This is a genomic window from Rhizobium sp. CNPSo 3670 (assembly GCF_057784555.1).
Window position 1 is genome coordinate 14,998 of the sequence record NZ_JBXSOL010000010.1, and the last position, 23,286, is coordinate 38,283.

Annotated in this window: 16 protein-coding genes and 1 pseudogene; 9 read left to right on the forward strand and 8 right to left on the reverse strand. The window is 61.4% G+C overall.

Going from position 1 to position 23,286, the window contains the following annotated elements:
- The first annotated feature begins 382 nt into the window (after positions 1-382).
- Together AC13QO_RS12375 and AC13QO_RS12380 are read left to right on the forward strand one after the other, a co-directional pair.
- Positions 383-1,321: a sialate O-acetylesterase gene (locus AC13QO_RS12375; RefSeq protein ID WP_085778608.1), complete on the forward strand. Its 939-nt coding sequence runs from the start codon at positions 383-385 to the stop codon at positions 1,319-1,321.
- 199 nt (positions 1,322-1,520) lie between these two features.
- A complete protein-coding gene (locus AC13QO_RS12380) occupies positions 1,521-2,153 on the forward strand; it encodes a hypothetical protein (RefSeq protein ID WP_085778609.1) in 633 nt (210 codons plus the stop codon).
- A 223-nt stretch (positions 2,154-2,376) separates the two neighbouring features.
- On the opposite strand, the pseudogene AC13QO_RS12385 reads toward AC13QO_RS12380, so the two are convergent.
- A pseudogene (locus AC13QO_RS12385) lies at positions 2,377-5,159 on the reverse strand (bifunctional diguanylate cyclase/phosphodiesterase).
- Between the two features lie 318 nt (positions 5,160-5,477).
- Between AC13QO_RS12385 and AC13QO_RS12390 the strand changes: the two are divergent.
- The 3 genes from AC13QO_RS12390 to AC13QO_RS12400 all read left to right on the forward strand — a co-directional run bounded on the left by AC13QO_RS12390 (position 5,478) and on the right by AC13QO_RS12400 (position 10,237).
- Positions 5,478-6,080 (forward strand): hypothetical protein, encoded by a 603-nt coding sequence (locus AC13QO_RS12390; protein ID WP_085778610.1) that lies wholly within the window; start codon positions 5,478-5,480, stop codon positions 6,078-6,080.
- 507 nt (positions 6,081-6,587) lie between these two features.
- Positions 6,588-7,685 carry a branched-chain amino acid ABC transporter substrate-binding protein gene (locus tag AC13QO_RS12395; RefSeq protein WP_085778611.1) on the forward strand — a complete coding sequence of 366 codons (1,098 nt, stop codon included), beginning with the start codon at positions 6,588-6,590 and terminating at the stop codon, positions 7,683-7,685.
- Between the two features lie 83 nt (positions 7,686-7,768).
- Positions 7,769-10,237 carry an adenylate/guanylate cyclase domain-containing protein gene (locus AC13QO_RS12400; RefSeq protein WP_085778612.1) on the forward strand — a complete coding sequence of 823 codons (2,469 nt, stop codon included), beginning with the start codon at positions 7,769-7,771 and terminating at the stop codon, positions 10,235-10,237.
- Positions 10,238-10,658: 421 nt separating this feature from the next.
- Here AC13QO_RS12400 and AC13QO_RS12405 read toward each other — a convergent pair whose 3' ends face one another.
- From AC13QO_RS12405 to AC13QO_RS12425, 5 genes are all read right to left on the reverse strand, one after another.
- Positions 10,659-12,791, reverse strand: a complete 2,133-nt coding sequence (locus tag AC13QO_RS12405) for a beta-galactosidase (RefSeq protein WP_085778613.1) — start codon at positions 12,789-12,791, stop codon at positions 10,659-10,661.
- Positions 12,792-12,808: 17 nt separating this feature from the next.
- Complete coding sequence (locus tag AC13QO_RS12410) at positions 12,809-13,954, reverse strand: ABC transporter ATP-binding protein (RefSeq protein ID WP_085778614.1); 1,146 nt, start codon at positions 13,952-13,954, stop codon at positions 12,809-12,811.
- Between the two features lie 37 nt (positions 13,955-13,991).
- Entirely contained in the window at positions 13,992-14,843 is an 852-nt protein-coding gene (locus AC13QO_RS12415; protein WP_085778615.1) for a carbohydrate ABC transporter permease, read from the reverse strand.
- Entirely contained in the window at positions 14,843-15,727 is an 885-nt protein-coding gene (locus AC13QO_RS12420; protein WP_085778616.1) for a carbohydrate ABC transporter permease, read from the reverse strand. The genes AC13QO_RS12415 and AC13QO_RS12420 overlap by 1 nt, the downstream gene beginning before the upstream one ends.
- Positions 15,728-16,073: 346 nt before the next feature.
- Complete coding sequence (locus tag AC13QO_RS12425; protein ID WP_085778617.1) at positions 16,074-17,348, reverse strand: ABC transporter substrate-binding protein; 1,275 nt, start codon at positions 17,346-17,348, stop codon at positions 16,074-16,076.
- 195 nt (positions 17,349-17,543) lie between these two features.
- Between AC13QO_RS12425 and AC13QO_RS12430 the strand changes: the two genes are divergently transcribed.
- The 3 genes from AC13QO_RS12430 to AC13QO_RS12440 all read left to right on the forward strand — a co-directional run bounded on the left by AC13QO_RS12430 (position 17,544) and on the right by AC13QO_RS12440 (position 19,927).
- Positions 17,544-18,755: an ROK family protein gene (locus tag AC13QO_RS12430; protein ID WP_085778618.1), complete on the forward strand. Its 1,212-nt coding sequence runs from the start codon at positions 17,544-17,546 to the stop codon at positions 18,753-18,755.
- Positions 18,756-19,123: 368 nt separating this feature from the next.
- On the forward strand, positions 19,124-19,390 hold the full coding sequence (locus AC13QO_RS12435; protein ID WP_085778619.1) for a DUF2277 domain-containing protein: 267 nt from the start codon (positions 19,124-19,126) through the stop codon (positions 19,388-19,390).
- A gap of 150 nt (positions 19,391-19,540) precedes the next feature.
- Positions 19,541-19,927, forward strand: a complete 387-nt coding sequence (locus AC13QO_RS12440; RefSeq protein WP_085780112.1) for a cupin domain-containing protein — start codon at positions 19,541-19,543, stop codon at positions 19,925-19,927.
- Between the two features lie 152 nt (positions 19,928-20,079).
- Here AC13QO_RS12440 and AC13QO_RS12445 read toward each other — a convergent pair whose 3' ends face one another.
- Positions 20,080-20,529 (reverse strand): DUF4168 domain-containing protein, encoded by a 450-nt coding sequence (locus AC13QO_RS12445; RefSeq protein ID WP_085780113.1) that lies wholly within the window; start codon positions 20,527-20,529, stop codon positions 20,080-20,082.
- Positions 20,530-20,702: 173 nt separating this feature from the next.
- Entirely contained in the window at positions 20,703-21,566 is an 864-nt protein-coding gene (locus AC13QO_RS12450; protein WP_085780114.1) for a DMT family transporter, read from the reverse strand.
- Positions 21,567-21,746: 180 nt separating this feature from the next.
- Here AC13QO_RS12450 and AC13QO_RS12455 point away from each other — a divergent pair, with 180 nt between their 5' ends.
- Positions 21,747-23,168 (forward strand): aminotransferase-like domain-containing protein, encoded by a 1,422-nt coding sequence (locus AC13QO_RS12455; RefSeq protein ID WP_085778620.1) that lies wholly within the window; start codon positions 21,747-21,749, stop codon positions 23,166-23,168.
- Positions 23,169-23,286: the final 118 nt, after the last annotated feature.

Below are 23,286 nucleotides of genomic sequence, written 5' to 3' on the forward strand. Positions count from 1 at the left end.
TTGCCCCCACCAGATCGACCTTCCAACGCCGACCCCACCAGTTGGCCGCGACGAATAGCGCCGGTGCTCTGCTCCCACATTGTCCTCGGGCCACAATCTATGATCGTCTTTCAGTGGACGAGCAACGGGAGTTTTCTCCATGAAGCTGATGCTGCGGAGCACGATTTCTCACCCATCCGGATGATTGTAATCACTGGTCCGATCTATAGTTTAGAGCAGGTTTTTGGCGACGCCACGCGACTAGTCGACGATCGGGCTCGGATTTCGCGAAGAACTCTTTTTGCAAAGAGCATGCACGAGCAAGCAGATGTGGCAGGTGTAAAGGAACTTTCGTGGCTGGACTAGCTTCGAATAGTCCGAATGATGTTTTAAAGGTAACAACATGCGTAAAACAGTAGCAGTCGGCCTGGCAGCCCTGATTGCCATGTACCTTCTCGGCGGCACGAGCGCGAGACATGAGATCTTTCCTTGGCCGCAACTTTCCGCGGCGAAGAAAATAGTAACCGGAGAGCAGGCGGCAGCTCCAAGCCGTTATACTTTCGACGATAAGGAACGACTCATTGCCGATGAATCAAAAACCGCTGTGACCTGCCCGACCCAAACTGATCGAACTGCTGTCCTACTCATTCTTGGCCAATCGAACGCGGCCAACTACGGTGGGCAACGGCACCGGTCGGATTATGGCGCTCGCGTTGTAAACGCCTTTGACAAACGGTGCTTCATCGCGGCGTCGCCGCTTCTTGGCTCGACCAATACCAAGGGAGAGTACTGGACGCTTCTTGGGAACAAATTGATCGCGTCGGGACAAAACGACAGTGTCGTGCTCGCACCTCTCGCATACGGCGGATCAGAGGTCGCACGATGGGCGACAGGCGGTGACCTCAATCCTATGCTTGTCGATACAATGAAACAGCTTCACGATTCCGGTTATCGGATAACGAGCGTCCTCTGGGTGCAAGGAGAGGCAGACCTCGTTCACGGCACCACCGGGGAGGCCTATCAAAAACATTTCATGTCGATCGTCGACACATTGCGTCAGCACGGCGTCGAAGCACCCGTTTACATTTCGATCGCATCGAAATGCCTGGAACCGAGCAACGGCGGCTTCAAGGAGCACATTTCGGACAATCCGATCGTACGGGCGCAACTGGCTCTATCAAGAAGTGGCCACGGTATCCGAGAGGGCGTCAATTCTGACGCGTTACTCGATGGAGACGACCGCTACGACGATTGCCACTTCGGGGGCACAGCCGGAGAGAAAGTGTCGCAGGCCTGGCTGAACCTTCTGCGTGGCGAGAGCCACCTGGAAAGCTCGCGATAGTCTTCCCTGAACCGGTTCTCGCGCCTTCGCGAGCTTCGACCATGGCCGCCCGCAGGCCGAGTCTCAGATGCTTCTTCTGGGACCATAGCCGGGCCTTTCGCCAGACCTCCGTCCGATGTGCAGAGCGCGATAGCAATCTATCCTCCAAGTCAGATCTCGTCGTGCAGTTGCACGGCATCTGGTCTCATTGGAGGAAACGATGCGGATAACAACCTTAGCGTCCCTGGCCGTGCTTTCGCTGACGCTTGCAGCAAGCCCGGCAACGATTGCGGGGCTCGACATGAGCGCACTGGCAAAGGACGGCGGAAACGGCGGCGGCCATGGTGGTGGCAACGGCGGCGGTAACGGCGGTGGCCACGGAAACGGTGGCGGCCGCAACAGCGGTTCAAACCACGGCAATTCCAACTCGTCAGCCGTGAGAGGCAAATCGTCCGAGGCACCGGGCAAGTCCAAATCAGGCAAGTCAGACACCGCAACGACCAGCACCAAGGAGAAGAACCTGTCGGCGCAACTTGCGGGCCTGAATTCCTTGAAACGAAATTACAGGGCGTTGATGCATACATCGGACCCGCGCATGGCTGCCATATCGGCCTATGCCGTGGCTTATGCCCAGTATGAAATCGACAACGGTATCGAGCCTGCGGCCGACGATCCCCTGCTGGGCGATCAGGCGCTGGAGGACGCCTTGGCTTCCGCAACGAAAACCGGTCAGGTCAGCCCGACGGTCCTGGATAAAGCCAAGACCATTCTCGGGGTTGGCGATGCCGACGGCAAGATTGATCAGATCCGCACCTCGCTGGAAAACGCCGCGTCGGCGGCGCCAGACGAATAGCCACCTGGCGAGATGCGAGAGGTGCGAAGCCGACATTGATATTACTGCGCACCAAACTAGGAGAGCATTTCCGTTCTGTCTGAGTCCGGAAATGCTCTATTTTTTTGCCATTCACGCTGGGGAGAAGGGATTATGCCGCGAGGTCTCGTTTCCCTTTTCTCCCCAGCGGGGAGACGGTGCCCTAGGGCGGATGAGGGGCCGCAAGGCACACCCTCGCGAATCCTCAAGCCGCCTTCTCCACCGCCACATCACTCATCGCCTGCGGTCTGCCCAGCAGATGCCCCTGCGCCTCGTCGCACTGCTCTTCTAGAAGCGTGTCGAGCTGTGCCTGCGTTTCAACGCCTTCCGCCAATACCGGCACCTCAAGACTGCGACCCAGCGCGAGAATCGCGCGGACGATGGCCTTGGACTGGGCGTTGCTCTCGACTTCGGCCATGAAGCTCTTGTCCAGTTTGATTTTGTCAAAGGGGAAGGAGCGCAGCGTTTCCAGTGAGGAATAGCCGGTGCCGAAGTCGTCGATGGCGATAGAGACGCCGAGCGCCTTTATCTCTCGCATGGTCCCCAGCGCCTTGTCCTTATCGATGATGATCGAGCTTTCGGTGATCTCGATTTCGAGGCGGCGTGGGTCGAGACCGGTTTCGGAGAGGATGGCAGAGATGACGGCCGCCATGTCGGCATGGCCAAGCTGGACCGGCGAGAGGTTGACGGCGATCTTGTGGTTGTTGTTCCACCTTGCTGCCTCCCGGCAGGCTTCGCGCAGCACCCATTCACCGATCGGCAGGATCGCGCCGCATTCCTCGGCAAGGCCGATGAAATCTATCGGTGGAATGTTGCCGCGCTCGTGGTGGTGCCAGCGAAGCAGGACCTCGTAACCGGTAATCTCGCCCGTCCGCACCGATTTCTGCACCTGATAGTGCAGATGAAGCTCGTTGCGATCGATTGAGGCCCAGAGGTCGTTGGCAAGCGCGCGGCGGTGGCGCGCTGTCTCGTCCATCGCGGCCTCGTAGAAGCAGACTTTCTGCAGCAGGGATTGCTTGGCGCGGTACATGGCAAGATCGGCATTGGCGAGAAGCCCGTCGACGCTCTCGGCGTCACCGGGATAGATCGCAACGCCGAGGCTGGCGCCTGTCTTGATCTCGAAGCCGTCGACGGAGACGATTCCACCGAGCGCGCCTTCCAGGCGGGTGATGAAATCGTGGAGGGCGCTCAAATCGTCGAAGCGCTTGATCGCCGCGAACTCGTCGCCGCCGAAGCGGGCGATGAACTCGCCCCCCTGCTGCACCTCGCCGAGACGGCGCGTCAACTCGACGAGCACCATGTCGCCGGTGCCGTGCCCGTGTTGGTCGTTGACCTCCTTGAACTTGTCGAGGTCGATGCCGACGACCGCCACCTTGCCCCTCACCCGCTCCGCGACCATCAGTTCCTCCGAGACGCGCTCGCCGAACTGCAGCCGGTTCGGCAGGCCCGTCAGCGCATCATGCTTGGCCAGAAGGCGACCTGCTCCTCGGACTTCAGCCGATCGGTGATGTCCTCGAAGGTCACGACCCAGCCGCCATTGGGCAGCATGTTGACATTCTGCTGGAGCGATTTGCCGCTCGGATATTTGTGAACCGCGCTGCCGGCCCCGCCCCTGATCAGCGCCATGTTCCTGGTATAGTGCGCCTCGGCCCGCGCGGCCGCTTCCGCCGCGTCCTCGGTATTGGCAGCATAGCCGATTCCGACGATCTGCCGGTAGGCCATTCCGGGGTGCACCGACCCCTCGGGAAAGCGGAAGATTTCGAGATAGCGCTTGTTGCAGAGCACCAGGCGCTCATCCCCGTCGAACAGGCAGATGCCCTGCCCCATATTCTGCAGCGCGACGTCGAGATTGCGGGTTACCTCCTCGATCCGGTCGGCATCCGCCTTCTGCTTGGTGTTATCCTTGGTGATATTCGCAAAGCCGATCAACGCGCCGCTCTCGTCGTTGATCGCATCGATGACGACATGAGCCCAGAAGGAGGATCCGTCCTTGCGATAGCGCCAGCCCTGGGCTTCGAACCTGCCTTCCCGGCGGGCGGTCTCCAGCGCCCGCTGCGGAAGGCCCTTCCGGCGGTCTTCCTCGGAATAGAACAGCGAGAAATCCGCGCCGATGATCTCGTCGGCGCTATAGCCTTTGGCGCGCTCGGCGCCGGCATTCCAGTTGCTGACCTTGCCGTTAGGGTCGAGCGTGCAGATGGCGTAGTCGGTCACGCCCTGGACGAAGAGCTTGAAGTTGCGCTCCGCCCTGGCGGCCTTGGCCTCCGATCGCACGGCGAATATGGCTGCCGCAAAACCCGCGGTCAGCAGCGAAAAGGTGACGGCGGCGATCGTCGCCACCATGACATCAGGCGAAAGCAGCGTTGCGGGATCCAGCGCCGCAACGCCTGGCGTTACGGTGACACCTGCCATCGCGGTGAAATGCAAGGCGACGACGCCTGATGTCAACAGAAGCGTTGGCGCGAACCTGGCCAGAAGCGACCGCCCGCCCCTGCCCGCAAACCGAAAGGCGGCAACCGAAAAGGCGATGCCGAGAACAACCGACGCCGCCACGAATTGCTCGTCCCAGGCGATCTCTCCCGGAGATTCGATGGCGAGCATGCCGGTAAAGTGCATCGACGCAATGCCGACGCCGAAGAGCACGCCCGCAAGCGCATTCGCCACCCACTTGTCATGGGCGATCTTCGCCGCAACGGCGCCCATCGTCGCCACGATCGCGACCAGCAGCGAAACCAGCGTCAGGCCGGCATGATACCCGACGACGACACCGGGGTCATAAGCCAGCATGGCGACGAAATGCGTGGCCCAGATCCCGAAACCGCCCGCCGCCCCCGCCGTCAGCATCCATATCCACCGCGCAGCGCCACTCGACGACATCGCCCGATCGAGCAGAACCATCGCGCAATGGCTAGCAAGAAAGCAGATCAAACCCGCAAGCCCGACCAGCGAAAGATCGTGTTGCTCGGTCATGCATGTCAGAACGGTGAACATGGAGTGGACCCCCTCGATTTTGAGGGTGACGGTATGGGGCGGGCGCTTAAGGAAGGTTGAAATGAAGCGGGCGGCGAGTGCGGAAATACCGGTGTTTGGGAGGGTTGGGCGTGGGGTTGTGAGATTAGGGTTTATAGCGGGTGTCTTGGTATGGTGAATGGATTTTCGACTGGCGCGAGGCCCCGCGAAATAGGGCTTGCCCTGCCCCACCACGGGTCAAGTTCGGTTGGGCTGTGGGCGAGCTCCGCGCCGGCGACTTCGATCTCCCCAATTTCACCCAAGCACGGTGGTAGCGGGCTCTGATCAAGGGAATCCGGGATGTCGATCTTGCTAAGAAGTTTGTCACTACTGGTTGGAATAACATTGTCGGTACCAGCCTTCGGCGATTGCTTAACCGCTAAAGAAGCCGAACAGGGCGTGCTCCTGACCAGAGAAGCGCCTTTCTATTCCGTTTTCTACAAGCCGGAGGGCCTGGGTCTCACCGAACAACGGCTGATGGAGCGCGATGGCTCACTGCAGCCGGTGTCGGCTGTATATTTGCACCCCTTGCTCGTCGAAAAGAGAGTGAGTGCCAGCGGGACGCATGAGTTGAAATACGCGAATGCGATTGCGTTGGACGATCTACCACAAAAGAAGAACTGGCAATCCGGCACCACGCTTTTCATCAATGGCAAAAAATCCGTTTCGGGCACGACTTTTCTTAGGTTCGACGGCTTGGGAGAGGAAACTATTGAATCCTGTTCCTACAAGGTTTGGGCCATCAACAGCCGTCTGGAACTGACGGAATTGCCTCCGATTATTTTCGAACAATATTATTCCCCCGAGCTTCATCTCATTCTTCGTTCGGTAAGGCTGAGCACTGCCAACCGGCCGTTGAGCGAAATTCGATTCGATCGATTCCAAATCGGCTGGGGCAACTAGGGATATTGTGTCCCTCTATCAGCCGGAGCCTAGTTAGCGACCGCCAGCCCGCTCCAATTAATCACCTCACTGACAGACTGTCCTGCCTCTGAATGTAGACGTCTACATATCCGGTCTTAAGGCTGTAATTCACAGGCCAAGCCCCCGGATACCACTCGCAGACTACCTCGCCTTTGTAGAATGTCCGCAATAGGCGCGGCCGACGAACACCCGGCGGTATGCGACGTAACCGCACGTCGGTCCGCCCCCAGCTCATGTCTTACTCGGGGCCGGAAGCCACCCGTCCGCTGCTACTAAACCCAGCACCAAAAGCGGACGTCAAAGTTCTTGCCGCCAAAGGCTGGGATTTGCCCAAAGCAGACAATGAGGTACCCGCAGGAACGTCAACTGCTGACCAGCCCTTGCGGATAAGAGGCAAGTGCGCTGCAGAAATGGCCGAGATATCTGCGCCTGCGCAGGGGCTGTCGGCGGCGACAAAATTGGCGTAAGCTGTGAAGGAGGTTCACTATGCGCAGCAGCATCACTGCAGCTATCGTCGCGCTCGTCGTTTCGCTCGGCAGTATGGCGCGGGCGGAGATCCTGATCGGAGCGGCAGGCCCGGTCACAGGACCGCTCGCCTGGATTGGGGAGCAGATGCAGCGCGGCACAGAGATGGCAGTGGCCGACATCAACGCGACTGGCGGCGTGCTCGGGCAGAAGGTGCAACTCATCACGGTCGACGACTTTTGCGATCCCGAGCAGGCTGTGGCGGCCGCCCAGAAACTGGTGGCTGATCGCGTAGTGCTCGTCATCGGGCATTATTGTTCCCAAGCCTCAATCCCGGCGTCCAAGGTGTACGAGGCCGCGGGAGTTCTACAGATTTCACCCGGTTCGACCAATCCGCTCTTGACCGAACAAGGTCGCGCCAATGTTTTCCGCGTCATTGGCCGCGACGACGCGCAGGGGGTGGTAGCCGGCAACTATTTGGCCGATCGTTGGGGTGACAAGAAAATAGCGATCCTTCACGACAACACCACCTATGGGAAGGGGCTCGCTGACGAGACCAGGAAGCAGTTGAATACGCGGGGTGTCACCGAAGCGATCTACGAGGCCTTCACCCCTGGGAAGAATGACTATACGGCCGAGATCTCTGCGTTACAGGGCGCCGGCATCGCCGTGTTGTATGTTGGTGGGTATTTGCCCGAGGTCGCACTTATGGCTCGCGCTTCGCGAGACAGTGCCTACGCACTTCAACTCGTCTCAGGCGATGGCATGGCGAGCGAGGACTTTGCACTGATCGCCGGATCTGCCGCGGAGGGTACCCTCTTCACGTTTAGTGCGGACCCACGGCGCGTTCCTCAGGCGGCTCAAGTCGTCGAGCGTTTCCGTGCCGAGAATTTCGAGCCGGCAGGCTACACACTGCTCAGTTACTCCGCCGTCCAGGTCTGGTCGCAGGCGGTGAAGAAGGCCGGTTCTCTAAGGCCGCAAGAGGTGATCGGCTCAATGCAAGGCAATCAATTTGAAACGGTAATGGGCCGGATCGATTTCGACGACAAGGGCGACCTCACCGTTCAAAGCTGGATTTGGTATGTCTGGAAGGGTGGCGAATACGTGCCGCTGGAATAATCAACCGCCGGCCGGATGGATCGTTTTAGGCCAATCTGTGCAGACTTTAATGGCTGCGCAAGCAAGACCTTGCAGTTGTCGCTATGTTTGAAAGCGTCGGTATACGAGGGCGCTTATTGCTCGCTTTCTTCGGCATCAGCACCTTCGCAGTGCTCGCGACCGCCGCAGCTCTCTATGCCTTCCTTCAGGTCGGCGACGTGCTCGATCGCATCACCAAGGAACGGGTGCCGACGGCGCTCGCCTCTCTCCAACTGTCGCGCCAGGCTGAGAGGGTCGCCTCAACCGCGCCGTCCGTGCTGGCGGCGACCAGCACGATTCAGCACAACGAGGTCTCGGCTGCGATCGGAGTCGAGATGGGGCGTCTCGAAGAGTTGCTCGCCGCACTCAAAGGCACCGCGGCCAACGCGACGGCGGTGACTGAAATCGAACATGCGGTGATTGGTCTACGACGAAACCTCGACGCTCTCGACGATCTTGTCGCCGCTCGCCTTACCATAGTTCAGCGCAAGGCGGAGTTGCTGCGCCGCTTATCGGACACGACAACTGCAAGTCAGCGTCTCATCGCGCCCGGTATCGCCGTGATGAACTCGAAGGTTCCCCAGTGGCGCGCAGCGGCGGCTGATTCCGCTGCACCACCCAACGCGCGTGCTGCGGCGCCGAGCGACCTGGTCAAGGCAATCGCGGCCTACATCCCCCAGCAGAGGGCGCAGCAGGAAATCTCAGCAGTCAATGATGCGCTGGTCAAGACTGCCAACGTGCATACGCCGGGAGATCTGAAGCTGATCCTGTTTCCGCTGCGCCGGTCGCTCGCCGTACTCGAAACGGTCTCCACGGAGATCGACGAAAAGTTGCGGACCCGCTTCCAACAACGGTTGGACGAGTTGAAGTCGCTGACCGAGGGTGAGAACGGGATCCCGAAGGTACGACAGGACGAGTTTGCTGTCCTGGCAAAGGGGGAGCAGCTTTTGGCTGAAAACAGTCATCTATCGCGCGACCTTACCGCGGCCGTCGATCGCCTGGTTGCAAAGGCAAACGATGAGATCGCCGCGTCCGCCCTCGAAGCCTCGGTCGTCCGGCGCTACGGCACCGGCATTGTCCTTGGCTCCGCCCTTCTAAGCCTGCTGAGTTCGGTTCTGGTTGTCTGGCTCTATGTCGACCGCAGCCTTCTCGCCCGCTTAGGAGAGGTGAGCCAAAGCATGCTGGCAATCGCGGGCGGCAATTTGCATGCGCAGATGCCCGTAGGAGGCCGCGACGAAATCGGCCGCATGGCCGGGGCGCTCAGGCTGTTCCGGGATACTGCGGTCGAGGTGGAGGAAAACAGCCTACGCGAGGTTGCGGAAGCGCGCCAGCGGCTTGTGGATGCCATCGAGAGCATTTCCGAGGGATTCGCTCTGTACGATGGCGAGGACAGGCTCGTGTTGAGCAATAGCCGCTACCGCGAGCTGTTGTACGCCGGCCTGGAGGAATTGATTCCCGGCACGACATTCGAGCAGATTATTCGCCGGTCCGCTGAGGGCGGCTACATCAAGGATGCTGAGGGGCGAGTCGAGGAGTGGGTTGCCGAACGGCTTTGGCGGCATCGCAACCCTGGTGAAACGTGGGTGCAGCGGCGTCGCGACGGGCGATGGATCATGATTAGCGAGCGGCGGATCACGGCTGGCGGCACGGTGGCCGTCTACTCTGATATCACCGAGCTGAAGCAACGGGAGGAAAATCTTGCCGAGAAATCCGCAGCTCTCGAGGCGCTTTCCAGCAAGCTGGCGAAATACCTGGCGCCACAAGTGTACAACTCCATATTCACCGGCCGCCAGGACGTCAGGATCGCCAGCCAGCGGAAGAAGCTGACGATATGCTTCTCCGATATCGCTGGCTTTACCGAAACCACAGACAAAATGGAATCCGAGGATCTCACACAACTCCTCAATCACTACCTGACTGAAATGTCGAAGATTGCTTCAGATCACGGCGCGACGATCGACAAGTATGTCGGAGACGCCATCCTGATGTTTTTCGGCGATCCGGAAACCCGCGGCGTCAAGAATGACGCGCTCGCCTGCGTGCAGATGGCTCTCGCCATGCAAAAGCGAATGAGCGAGCTTGGGGAAATCTGGCGCGATATCGGGATTGAAACACCGCTGCGCTGCCGCATTGGCATTCACACAGACTACTGCACTGTGGGCAACTTCGGCAGCGAGGACCGGATGGATTACACGATAATCGGCGGCGCCGTGAATCTCGCCTCGCGCCTTGAGCAGGAAGCGGCGCCGGGCACCGTGCTCATTTCTTATGAGACGTTTGCACAGGTGAAGGACATGATCGACTGTGAGGAACTGGGGCATGTCCACGTAAAGGGAATAGCCTATCCAGTCGCCACCTATCGCGTGGTCGATCTGAAGGAAAACCTGATCCGCAGCCATCTTACAGTCCGGACCGAACTGCCGCACCTGAGATTGGAAGCTGATCCCGAGCTTATGTCTACCGATGAGCGCGATCAGGCCGCCGCCGCACTTCGAGACACGCTCGATCGACTTTGTCACAAGCCCGGGTCGTAGGCTCCCGTTCGCGCGCGCTGTCGCCTCCCATAGGCACCACCCTCGTTGACCGGCCTTCGGGCTCGCAACTCGACCTCCTGCAACGCTGGCTTGGCGACGAAATGGCGCGGTCATTCGTCCGAATTCGGACGAGGACGAAGGACTGCTGTCGGCGAAACTGCGACCCCATGTTGTCACTTCACAATGTCAGGTTTGCAGCAACAGCGAGCGGTAACTCGATGATCATTATGGGGCGCAAAGGAGCCTTGTCTCTCAATAATGAGATAGCTCGGACCCAACAGTCGCTGCCCGTTGAAATCGGCGAATTGCATCCGATCCCAATGCTCCTTCAATTTGAACTACCACCGGAGCTACAACTCTGCACAGACGTCCGCGCGCAAAGAGCGCGCGCTACACCTTTCTTCATGGTTGGCGCCGCCCCTCACCCCTCCACCTCCACAATCGCACACCCATACCCCTCAAGCTCCAGCCTCCCCACCACCATCTTCTCCCCATCCAGTAGATCCCGCCCGGCAGGCACGCCATCCACCGTCACCGCCTGATCCATATAATTCTGCACAAACAGCAGCCGCCGTTCGTCGTTCATTCGCATCGTCACCTCCACGCCCTCCGGCAGCCCACCAACCAGCGGCTCCACACCCGCCGGCGCGAACAGCCGCTCCGTCAGCGCCTCGGTCAACTCGGGCGTGAGATACGTCCCGAGATAGACCACCTGTCCCTTGCCGACCTTGCGGGAGGTCGCCATCGGCTGGCCTTCGGCGTAGCGGTTGGACCAGGCTGCGATAACTTCGACGTCGGGATCGATGGTGAGGTTTTCGTAGAAATGACCGGCGGTCATTTCGCGATTGCCGATCTTGAAGCGGCGTTGGCGGCGATGGCTTTCGGCCGGCTTGTTCGGCGGGATGACGAGACCGCCGGAGCGCTCCATCACGTCGAAGAGGCCGTTGGCGCCGGGGGCGGCGAGACGTCCGAAATCTTCGACGCGGACACCGGTCAGCCTAGAAAGCGCGGTGCCGGGCGCGGTTTCGCGGATGACGTGATTGTCTTGCGTGCGGGTGCCCGTGCGCGCGCCGATGACGACGGTGCCGCCGGACGCGGCGAAAGCTTCGAGCCTCGCCGTCCATTCGTCCTTCCACATCACCCAATGGGGCACATAGAAGAGCTTCAGCTTGGAAAGATCGTCCTCCGGATGGATGAAGCCGCAGGCGATGCCGCGGTCGTAGCAATATTGATGCAGCAGGATCGCGTCGTCCTGCGGGCTCGGCAGGCCGATCGGATAGGTCTTGTGGGCTTCCTGATTGTCGAAATCGGAGCCGGCGATGCCGACATCCATGCGGACATAGGTGCCGAGGATCTTGTCCTTCAGCGCCGTCATCTCGGTCGCGAAGCGCGTAGCCTCCTCATAGCGATGGCGGCCGATATCATCATGGTCGATGATGCCCATCCAATAGATCTCGGCGCCAAAATGGGCGGGCCGCCAGCGGAAGAACATCAGGCCGTCAGCGCCGTGCGCGACCGAGGAGAGCGCCATGCGGCGCAGTTCGCCCGGCTCCGGCGTCAGCGTGCAGAAGCCCGGCTGGCTGCCGAAGCCCGATTGCTGCTCGGGCACGATGTAATTGCCGGAAAAGCCGCGGCAGATATCGAGGTGCAGCGCCTGCACCTTGGCGTGGTTGCCGAGCCGCATGAACTCGTCATAGAGCATGGGATAGATGTCGTAGCCGACGAAATCGAGATCCTTGCTGAACTGGCCGCGGAAATCGATATCCCTCAAGCCGCCGAGATTGTGGAAGACGAACCAGGAAGGTTTCACATCCCTGAGGATCTCCACCTGGTCGTGCTGGAAGCGCGCGGTGGAGAAGGCGAGGAAGCGGTGGTAATCCTGCAGATGGCCGGGGCTCGGAAAGGTCGGGCCGAATTCGATCGGCAGCACCACCTGTTCGAAACTGTCATAGGCCGTCGCCCAGAAATCGCCGCCCCAGGCGGCGTTGAGCTTTGATATTTCGCGGTATTTATCGGCGAGGAAGGCCTGGAATTCGCTGAGCGTCGCCTGGGAAAAGCTCTCCGGCATGCTGGTGTTCAGCTCGTTATCCGTCTGCCAGCCGACGACGAAAGGATTGTCGCGGTAGTGCTCGGCCATCGCCCAGGTGATGCGCTTGCTATGTTCGCGGAAGACCGGGCTTGCCGTGTCGCAATGCTGGCGCGAGCCGTGGCTCATCGGCCGGCCCTTGCCGTCGACCCTTAGAATTTCGGGGTGGGCCGCCGTCAGCCAGCGCGGCGGCGTGGCGGTCGGCGTGCACATGATCGTGTCGATGCCGTGACGCCCGAGGATTGATATGGCGCGGTCGAAGAGATCGAAATCATAGGTGCCGAGCTTCGGCTCCAGAATGTGCCAGGCGAATTCGGCCATGCGCACGACGTTGAAGCCGGCTTTCGCCATGCGCTCGGCATCGCGCTCCCAATAGCTTTCGTCGACATGCTCGGGATAATGCGGCACACCGACGAGGAAGCGGTCGGTCTTGACGGTGTTCCATGCGGAGAGGGTCTTGTCGGACACGGGCGGTTCTTTCCTAATTACTTGTCGAGGATCGTCTTGCGGGCGCTGATCGTGCGGCCGCCATCGGGGGAGAAGAGATAGAGCTCGTTCGCATCGAGCTTCAGCGCCACCTTCTGCCCGGCGGCAAAGGGCGCGACGTAGGAGAGCTGCGCGGTGATGTTGCCGGTGCCGCTTTCCGACGCGATGGTGCGGAGATTGCCGGCATCGACATAGAGAATGGTCTCGCGGCCGAGATGCTCGACGAGGCGGACCTCGCCATGCATGGCCCCGTCCCCACTGCCCTCGACGACCACCGAGATCGCCTCCGGCCGCACGCCGAGCGTCAGCCCGGTGCCCTTCGAAAGCGCGGTCGGCTGGGCAAGCTCCACCGTCAGCGGCGAAAGGCCGGGCGCCGAAACCGTGACGCTGCGGCCGGCGACGGCGTCGATGGTAACGCCGAGGAAATTCATCCTTGGGGCGCCGAGGAAGCCGGCGACGAAAAGATTGTCGGGGTTGCGGTAAAGCTCCAGCGGCGAGCCGACCTGCTCGATGATCCCCTTGTTCAACACGACGATGCGGCTTGCCATGGTCATCGCCTCCACCTGGTCGTGGGTGACATAGACCATGGTGGCGCCAAGCTCGGCATGCAGACTGCTGAGTTCGACGCGCATCTGGGTGCGCAGCGCCGCATCGAGATTAGACAGCGGCTCGTCGAACAGGAAGACCTCGGGCGAACGGGTTATCGCCCGGCCGATCGCCACGCGCTGGCGCTGGCCGCCGGAAAGCTGCTTCGGCCGCTTCTCCAGCTGGTCGTCGATGCGCAGGATCTTGGCGGCGCGGGCGACCGCCGCATCGATCTCGGCCTTGGGGCGCTTCGCCATCCTCAGGCCGAAGCCCATATTCTCCGCCACCGTCATATGCGGATAGAGCGCATAGGACTGGAACACCATGGCGATGCCGCGATCGCCCGGCTCCTGCTTGCTGACATCGCGGCCGTTGATCAGGATCTGGCCAGAAGAGATCGCCTCCAGCCCGGCAATGCTCTTCAAGAGCGTGGACTTGCCGCAGCCGGATGGCCCGACCATGACGATGAATTCGCCCTGCGCCACGGAAAGATCGATGCCGCGCAGCGCATGATAGGCGGCATAATTCTTGTTGATCGCACGAAGTTCGAGACTGGTCATATCCTGGCCCTCTCTTGTTGAAACGGAAGACGCCGACTCATCCCTTCACCGCGCCCATGGTGAGGCCGGCGATGAAATGCCGCTGCATCAGGAAGAACATCACGACGGGCGGCACGGCGACGACGATTGTGCCTGCCGAAACGAGGTTCCAGGCCGAGACCCACTCGCCGCGCAGATTGGCAAGGCCCGCCGTCACCGGCTTGACGCTGTCGCTGACGGTCAGCACCACGGCCCAAAAATAATCGTTCCAGACGAAGGTGAAGATCAGGATGGCAAGCGCCGCCAGCGCCGGCCGCACCAGCGGGATCACCACATGGATGAGCGTCTGGAAGGGCGACGCCCCTTCCGCGCGCGCCGCCTGGAACAGCTCGTCTGGAAGGGCCGCGATGAAATTGCGCATGAAGAGCGTCGCAAAGCCGGTCTGGAAGGCGACGTGGAAGATGATCAGCGCCACCGTCGTATCGATCAGGTCGAGGCGCACCATCAGGTCGCGCACCGGGATCATCATGATCTGGTGCGGCAGGAAATTGCCGCCGACGAAGAGCGCGAAGATCAGCATGTTACCGCGAAAGCGGTAGCGTGACAGCACGAAGCCCGCGAGCGTCGACATGACGAGTACGCCGATCACCGAAGGAATGGTGATCGTCAGGCTGTTGAGGAAATAGCGCGCCATCGGCGTGTCGGTGAAGACGGCCTTGTAATTGTCGATGACGCCGATCTCGGTCGGCCAGCCCCAGAGATTGCCGCCCATCACATCGGCCGTCGAGCGGAAGGAGGTGAGGACGATCGCAAAGAGCGGGCAGAGCCAGAGGATGAGCACGACGACGACGGCCAACACATAGAAGCGGCGCTGCCAGATCGCGGTTTCCGGAATAGGACGAGGATACATCAGCCTCCCCTCTCTTCGCTGCGGATGATGTGGGTGAGATACCAGGCGATGAACACGGCCATGATCACGAAGAGCACCGAGGCGATCGCTGCGCCGTAGCCGAAGCGGTAGGAAAAGATCGACTGCTCGTACATCTGGTATGCGAGCACCGAGGAGGAGCCGAACGGCCCGCCCGCGGTCATCACCGAGATCATGTCGAAGGAGCGCAGCGCCCCGACGACCGTGACGGCAATGGCGATGAAAGTGACCTGGGTGAGTTGCGGCAGCACGATATGGCGCAGCATGTTCCAGCCCCTCGCCCCATCGACCCGGCCGGCGCCGATCAGCTCTTCGCTCAGATTGTTGAGGCCGGCGAGATAGAGCACCATGCAGAAGGTGATCTGCGGCCAGAGCGCGGCGATGACGATCGCGAAAGTGACGAAATGCTCATCGGAAAGCACCGCCGGCGCCACCGCCCCGAAGGCGCGGAAGATCAGCGCCAGCAGCCCGAACTCCGGCGTATAGACCCAGGTGAAGACGACGCCCACCGTCACCGAAGCCAGCACCAGCGGAATGAAGAACAGCGACTTCAGAAAGCGCATGCCCGCGATTTTCTGGTTGACCAAGAGCGCGATCGACAGCCCGATCGGCGGCGCTGCCATGAACATGATCAGCCAGATCAGATTGTTCTTCAGCGACACGTAGAATTGCGGATCGTTGTAGAGCTCGACGTAATTGCCGAGCCCGATCCAGACCATTGGCCCGAAACCGTCCCACTCGTGAAAGCTGATCCAGACGCTGCGCACCGCCGACAGCAGGATGACGGTGAAGAACAGCGCGATCGCAGGCGCGATGAGCAGAGTCGGAGTCAGCCACCACCGCTGGCGGCGCCATAATGTCTGCATGTCAGGAGCCCTCATGTTATTCGTATGAGCTTTTCTGCGCTCAGGTCGCTGTCAAAGCCCGCCAACCCCTCCTTTCGTCATGCTCGGGCTTGTCCCGAGCATCTGACCACGTCGATGCGCTGCAGATCCTCGGCACAAGGCCGAGGATGACGTCGAGTGGAGGGAGGGCGCCGCCGGGAGTAAAGCGACGCCCTCGGTATGCTGGCAAAGCCTGCCACCCCTCCTTCGTCATGCTCGGGCTTGTCCCGAGCATCTAACCCCGAACCGATAGGGCAGCAGATCCTCGGCACAAGGCAGCACAAGGCCGAGGATGACGTCGAGTAAAAAGCGCGGTCCGGCAGCAAGCTCAGATCTTATAAATCCGCTTCCGGGTCCCCTCGAGCCGCGTCAGGATCGCCTTGCGCCGTTCCGGCTTGGCCATGAATTCCTGGAAGCCGACGAGGCCGGCCTGGGCCATGTCCGGGTCGCTGTCGCGGTCGTAATATTGCGAGGTGCCCTGCACCGTCTTCATCGTCTCGACAGCGATATTGACGAGCGGATCGTTGCTGGGCGGCAGGTCGTTGCGCGGCGGCACGTTGCCGCCCGGCTCCAGATAGGTGGCCAGGTTTTCCGGACGATAGAAATAGGCGAGGAATTCGCGTGCGCCCTGCTTGTTCTTGGCCTTTGCGGGAATGTGGATCGAATTGACTGAGAACTCCTCGAAATGGCCGATCTTGGCATCGAGCACCGGGAAGGTCGCGTAAGCGAGCTGCGGCAGATCAGCTTCGGTGAAGGCCGAACGCAGGAAGGCGCCGAGGTTCATCATGCCGGCCTTCTTCTGTGCCAGTAGTGCGGCGGCCTCCTGCCAACCGAAGGAGGTGTGGTTCGGCGTGAAGAAGCCTTTGCCGATCATCGCTTCCCACTGGTCGAACACCGCCGTCAGCGCCGGATCGAGATAGCTCATCTCGCCGTTCATCAGCGCCATATGCTTGTCGAGGCCGTTGATGCGCAGGTTCATCTGGTCGAACCAGCCGGCCGCCGGCCACAATTCCTTGGTGCCCATCGCAACCGGCGTGATCCCCGCCGTCTTGCACTTGTCGCCATAGGCCATGAATTCTTCGGCCGTCTTCGGCACCGTCAGGCCATGCTGCTCGAACACATCCTTGCGGTAGAACATGCCCCAGAGCGTGCCGCCGGTGGGCAGCCCGTATTGTTTGCCGTCTTCAGTGACGGCGCCGATGGTCGCGCCGAGCACGTCCTTATATTTCTCCTTCTCGACGAGATCGGAAATATCGTCGAACAGGCCGCGCTTGACGAAGGCGCGCATGCGGTTGCCCGAAAACCAGGAGCAAACATCGGGCGCGCCGGCGACCAGATAGTTGCGGATCGCCGTTTTATGGGCCTCATGGTCCATGTTGTTGATGACGACGTTGACGCCGGCTTCCTTGCTGAAGCCAGCAGCAATTGCCTTCAGCGCGTCCAGCGCAGCTGCATTGTTTTCGTCGGAGATCATGGTGACCTCCTGGACCTGCGCGATCGCCGGGATCGGGAAGCTGCCGGTGACGGCAGCGGCAGAAACCAGGCCCGCACCCTTTAGGAAGCGCCTGCGGGTAGTCGACGGAAATTGCTTCAAAAATGCCATTGAATTCCTCCCAGTTGATCGATCGACAACTCCCAGCCATCGCCTTCCCCGTGGAACGACTGACCAGGTTTTGCAACGCGGAGATCACCCGCCAATTCCAGCGATAAAACGCTTGGCTGAGTTGATCCGCAGCGGAACTTATGCATAGATCTTTTCAGCCCGCAATAATTAATTTACAAAATTAAGGAATGCATCGTGAAGCTGAAAGGCGACCAGACCACGGCGAGAGCCATGAACCGACGCCTCATCCTCAACCTTCTCCGCCGCGAAGGGCCGAGGAGCCGCGCCGATATCGCGACGGTGATCGGCTTGAGCCCGGCCGCCGTCACCTTCGTCGTTTCAGACCTGCTGGAGGAAGGCATCGTCACCGAGGGCAAGGCCGTGCCCGGCCTCGCCGGCCGCCGGCCGATCCCAGTCGAGATCAATTACGAGCATTCGCTCGCCCTCGGCTTCAAGCTGATGGTGGATTCGGTGGAATGCGTGGCGACCGATCTCGCCACCAATCCCGTCGCCGCCATGCGCGTCGGCCTTGAGGGCCATGATCCGGATTATGTCGCCGACCTGCTCGCCGGCACCGTGCCCGAACTGGTGAAGCTCGCCGGCCGGCCGAAAGCCAAGCTCGCCGGCATCGGCATCTCCATGCCCGGCGTCATCAACCACGAACAAGCAGCCTGCGTGCGCAGCCACCGCTTCAAATGGGACGACGTCCCCCTCGCCGCGCTCGTCGCAAGCCGCGTCCACGTGCCGGTCTGGCTTGAAGACGATACCAACGCTTACGCCATCGCCCAGCAGCTCTTCGGCCTCGGCCGCCAGCACCGCAACATGGCCGTGCTCGCCGTCGGCGTCGGTATCAGCTGTGCGCTCGTCATCGACGGCAAGCTCTATCGCGGTGCCAATGGCGCTGCCGGCAAGTTCGGCCACACGCTGTTCGAGGAGAACGGCCGCCTCTGCGAATGCGGCAAGCGCGGCTGCCTGATGGCCTACCACTCCGAACTCTCGATGCTGCGCCGCTGGCGCGAGGCGACCGGCCGCGGCGAGGAACTCAGCCTCCCCGAACTCCGCGAAGCGCTCGCCTCAGGCGACGCCACCGCCACCGCCCTCGTCGCCCATTCCGGCCGCGGGATCGGCACCGCACTCGCCAACCTCGTCAACATCACCGACCCCGAAGTCATCGTCGCCGGCGGCGAAGCCGTCTCGCTCGGAGACCCCTTCCTCACGCCCTTGCGCGAAGCGCTTGCCGCCCGCACCTTCCGCACCGCCCCGCCGCTGCTGCCCGACTGGGAGGATAACTCCTGGGCTAGGGGCGCGGCTGCGCTGGTGACGCAGAAGATCTTCGATTTCGAGTCATCGGGCGGGGTGACGGATATTGCGACACTCGGCGTGAGAGGTTCGACGTCGGCGGCTTGAGGGTGAGAGCGACGGGATCTCCCTTGCCGGGGAGCGGTACGGCATACCCCCTCTGCCCTGCCGGGCATCTCCCCCACAAGGGTGGAGATCGGCAAGAGGTTGGACCATCGTTCCCTCACCGCCGCAGCGCAGCAGCTATACGGTCTTTGCTTGGGGAAGCCATCGCGCCCATCCGATCTCCCCACCTGTGGGGGAGATGCCCGGCAGGGCATAGGGGGTGCCACACGGCACGGCGAAAAAGGCCGGCCCCCCGTGACCGCCTCTCTCCCGCCCATCTTCCAGGCCCCGTTGCATTTCGCGCTCACGCGATTACTTTTCATGCAAGGCCGCTGCCCTCCGGCGGCGAAGAGATATCACGTGAGCAAACCATGTGCCGAAACATAAAACCCCTGTTCAATTTCGATCCGCCGGCGACGAACGAAGAGATTCACGATGCCGCGCTCCAATTCGTACGCAAGCTCAGCGGCACGACCAAGCCGTCGAAGCGCAATGAGGCCGCGTTCGAACGCGCGGTGGGTTCGATCGCTGCCTGCGCCCGCGAACTGCTCGATTCATTGGAGACGTCTCAGCCGCCTCGCGATCGCGAGGAAGAAGCGGCGAAGGCGCGCGCGAGATCCGCGATGCGGTTCGCGTAGGAAACCCCGCTCTTGCAGACTCCCGGTCGGGTCCGCGGATACACTTGCTTACAAAAAGGCAGGTTTCCAGACACATGCCTGGTTCAATCATCGACTGAAATGGCGATGCGGCCAACGAGCCGGAACGGTCAATTCAGGAAGGATGACACGATGAAAATGATCCAGGCCATGGCGCTCGCCTTCGTTCTCGGCGGCGCTGCGGCAGCGCATGCGGAGCAGCCGATAGAGCGCACCGACCTCATCAAGAACGATATAGACGTGCCGGGCCACGAAGTCGTCCAGGTGCGCGTCGATATCGCCCCGGGCGTTCTCGCGCCGAACCACTCGCATCCGGGCGAAGAGATCGCCTTCGTTCTCGAGGGCACGCTGGAATACAAGCTCGAAGGCAGGGAGCCGGTGACGCTCAAGGCCGGTCAGTCGCTGTTCATTCCCTCCGGCGTGGTGCATTCGGCAAAGAACGTCGGCAGCGGCATGGGCTCGGAATTGGCGACTTATATTGTACGCAAGGATGAGGCGCTCGTCGTACCCGCCAAGTGAGATGACGTCAGGATTGGGACGGGCGATTGAAGTTTCCGTCCGTCCCTCGTGTCGTTCTAAGGAAAATGCCGGAGTTCCGCCAACCGCAACCGCAATCGGCTTCCAGGCAGCGCCCGGAACAAACGGCGGGCGCTGCGGCCTTAGGCACAAGCCTATCGCTGCTGCGGCTGCGCCGGCGGCGGGGTGCCGATCTTGTCCAGAACCTTCTTGGCGAGAGCCGGGTCGCTTTGCGCGGCCGTCAGGATCGAGGAATATTCCTCGACGGAGATGTCGGGAGAGGCCTGGACGGTTTCGACCATCTGCTTCTTGGCTTCATCCTGCAGCTTCTGCTTCGAAGCCTGATCCTTCGTCGCGTCAATCTTGGCGGAATATTCCTGCCTGACTTTATCGACCTGCACGTAGGCAACGGCAAAGGCCTCGAGTTTCTGATCACTGACAGGGGAAGCCGCACCGGTACCACCCTGTCCTTGCATGGGCGCCTGGCCCTGTGCCGGCGGCTGCTGTTGTGCCTGGGCAAGCTCGGTCGCGGATGCCGGGCTGAGAGCAAGCAGACTGAACACCGCGGCTGTCATCGTTGCGAGGGATGTGTAACGAGTGATCATTTTCATTCCTTTTCCGGTGATTTGGACGGCAGCAAAGACCGCCTCGGTCGATCGCTCAGCCGCTAGAAAAGGCTGGCGAGGTCGCAACGATGAAGGCTGAAAAGGGCTCGGTGCGGCGACAACAGGGCTATTTGCTGACGATTGAGCGGCAGCTTTGTGGCCTGAGGCAGCCACTACCTCGCGAACTTCCGCGCGCCCATCACGCAGAGAATGACCGCGACCGTCACGCCGAGCATGGCCCACGTCACCGGCTCGTGCAGCAGGGTGGCGGCAAGCGCCAGACCGAAGAAGGGCTGGAGCAACTGCAACTGGCCGACGGCGGCGATGCCGCCCTGAGAGAGGCCGCGATACCAGAAGATGAAGCCGATCAGCATCGAGAACAGCGAGACATAGGCAAGTCCGACGAGCGCCGGCGTTTCTATTCCGGCGAAACTTGCCGGCCGGTAGATGAACGCGACGGTGATCATGATCGGCAGCGACAGGACCAGCGCCCAGGAAATCACCTGCCAGCCGCCGAGCGTGCGCGACAGCCTGCCGCCCTCGGCATAACCGAGACCGCAGGCAAGGATTGCCGCAAGCATCAGCAGGTCGCCGACCGGCGAGGCCGTCAGGCCTTGCGTCAGGGCAAAGCCCCCCACGAGCGTACTGCCGAGAACCGAGAACAACCAGAAGGCCGGCTTCGGCCGCTCACCGCCGCGGATGACGCCGAAGATGGCCGTTGCAAGAGGCAGCAGACCGACGAAGACGATCGAATGGGCTGACGTGACATGCTGCAGCGCCAGCGCGGTCAGCAGCGGAAAGCCCATCACGACGCCGAGCGCGACAACGGCGAGCGAGAGGATATCGCGCCCGGCCGGCCGCTTCTCACGAAAGACGATCAGCAGGCAGAGCGCCAGCAGCCCGGCGATCGCCGCGCGCGCAACGGTCAGGAAGACGGGATCGAATTGCGCCACCGCCAAGCGCGTCGCCGGCAGCGAACCGCTGAAGATCACCACACCGATCAAACCATTGACCCACCCTGCCGTCATTCGCTCCATCATGCATTCCTTCCGAGACACATGCCGTCGAAACCCTGCGGCCTTGAGAGAACGGCATGCATAAACAATAACCTGAGGCGCGTTAGTTGAATCGAATTCGCAAGAACGGGCCGTCCAGTCTTATCCGCCAAAACCGATAGCCACGACAGTGACGGTCTGATACGATTTTGCAAAACTGTTATGGTTCAAAAGGCAGTACGGATGAACGAAGAGATAGCGGGACGCACGCGCGTCGAGATGGTGATGACGACGATCCGGCAGCGCATTGCCGGTCGCAGCCTGACGCCAGGGGCAAGGCTGCCCTCGGTGCGCGGCCTCGCAGCCAGCATGAAGCTCTCGACTTCGACCGTTGTCGACGCCTATGAGCGCCTGGTCGCCGAAGGCGCGATCATGTCCCGGCCGGGCTCCGGCTTCTATGTCGCCAACCAAGCGGCCCCCTTCGCGCTGACCGAGGCCGGACCGAAGCTCGACCGCGCCGTCGACCCCTTCTGGATTTCGCGGCAATCGCTGGAGGCGGATGAAGCCGATCTGAAGCCCGGCTGCGGCTGGCTGCCGCCCTCCTGGCTGCCCGGCGAGGGCGTGCGCCGGGCACTCAGAACGCTTGCGCGCGCCGAGGGGAAGGCCCTTGCCGATTACGGCTCGCCGCTCGGTCTGCCGCCGCTGCGCCAGCTGATTTCGCGGCGCATGGGCGAGCGTGGCATCGAGGCCTCGCCGGATCAGATCCTGCTCGCCGAGTCTGGCACGCAGGCCATCGACCTTCTCTGCCGTTTCCTGCTCGAACCCGGCGACACGGTGCTGGTCGACGACCCCTGCTACTTCAACTTTCACGCATTGCTGCGCGCCCACCGGGCGAAGATCGTCGGCGTGCCCTACACACCGTCAGGCCCCGATCTCGAACTCTTCGCACAGACGCTCGCCGAACATCGACCCCGGCTCTACATCACCAACTCGGCCATCCACAATCCCACCGGCGCGACACTCTCTCCCGTCACGGCCCACCGGGTGCTGAAGTGCGCCGAGCAGTTCGACCTCACCATCGTCGAGGACGATATCTTCGCCGATTTCGAATATGTGGCAGCGCCCCGCCTCGCCGCTTTCGACGGGCTCGAGCGGGTCATCCATATCGGCAGCTTTTCCAAAACGCTTTCGGCCTCCGCCCGCTGCGGCTTCATCGCCACCAGGCCCGAATGGATCGAGGGCCTCACCGACCTCAAGATCGCCACTTCCTTCGGCGGCGGCCGGATGACGGCCGAGCTGGTGCTCAACGTCTTGAGCGACGGCGGCTACCGCAAACACATGGAAATGCTCAGGCAGCGGCTGGCGCGCGTCATGAGCGAAGTCTCCGCGCGCCTAAAAAGTTCGGGGATAAAACCCTGGCTTGAGCCCCAGGCCGGCATGTTCCTCTGGTGCCGACTGCCGGACGGCCTCGACGCAGCTGATGTCGCGCGGGCGGCGTTGGAAAAGCGGATCGTGCTGGCGCCGGGCAATGCGTTCAGCCTGTCGCAATCGGCGACGAATTTCATGCGGTTCAATGTGTCGCAGACGCTGGATGAGAGAGTGTTTGCGGCGTTGGGGGACGTGTTGGGAAAGGCCGCACGATAAAGCTTACAACACATCCCTCGGAAAAACGGTAGGACATCAGAGCGACCGAAAGGTCATGCAGTGCCGGCCATCTCCCCCACAATGAGGGAGATCGGCTGGAAGCGCCGGTTTCCCCAAA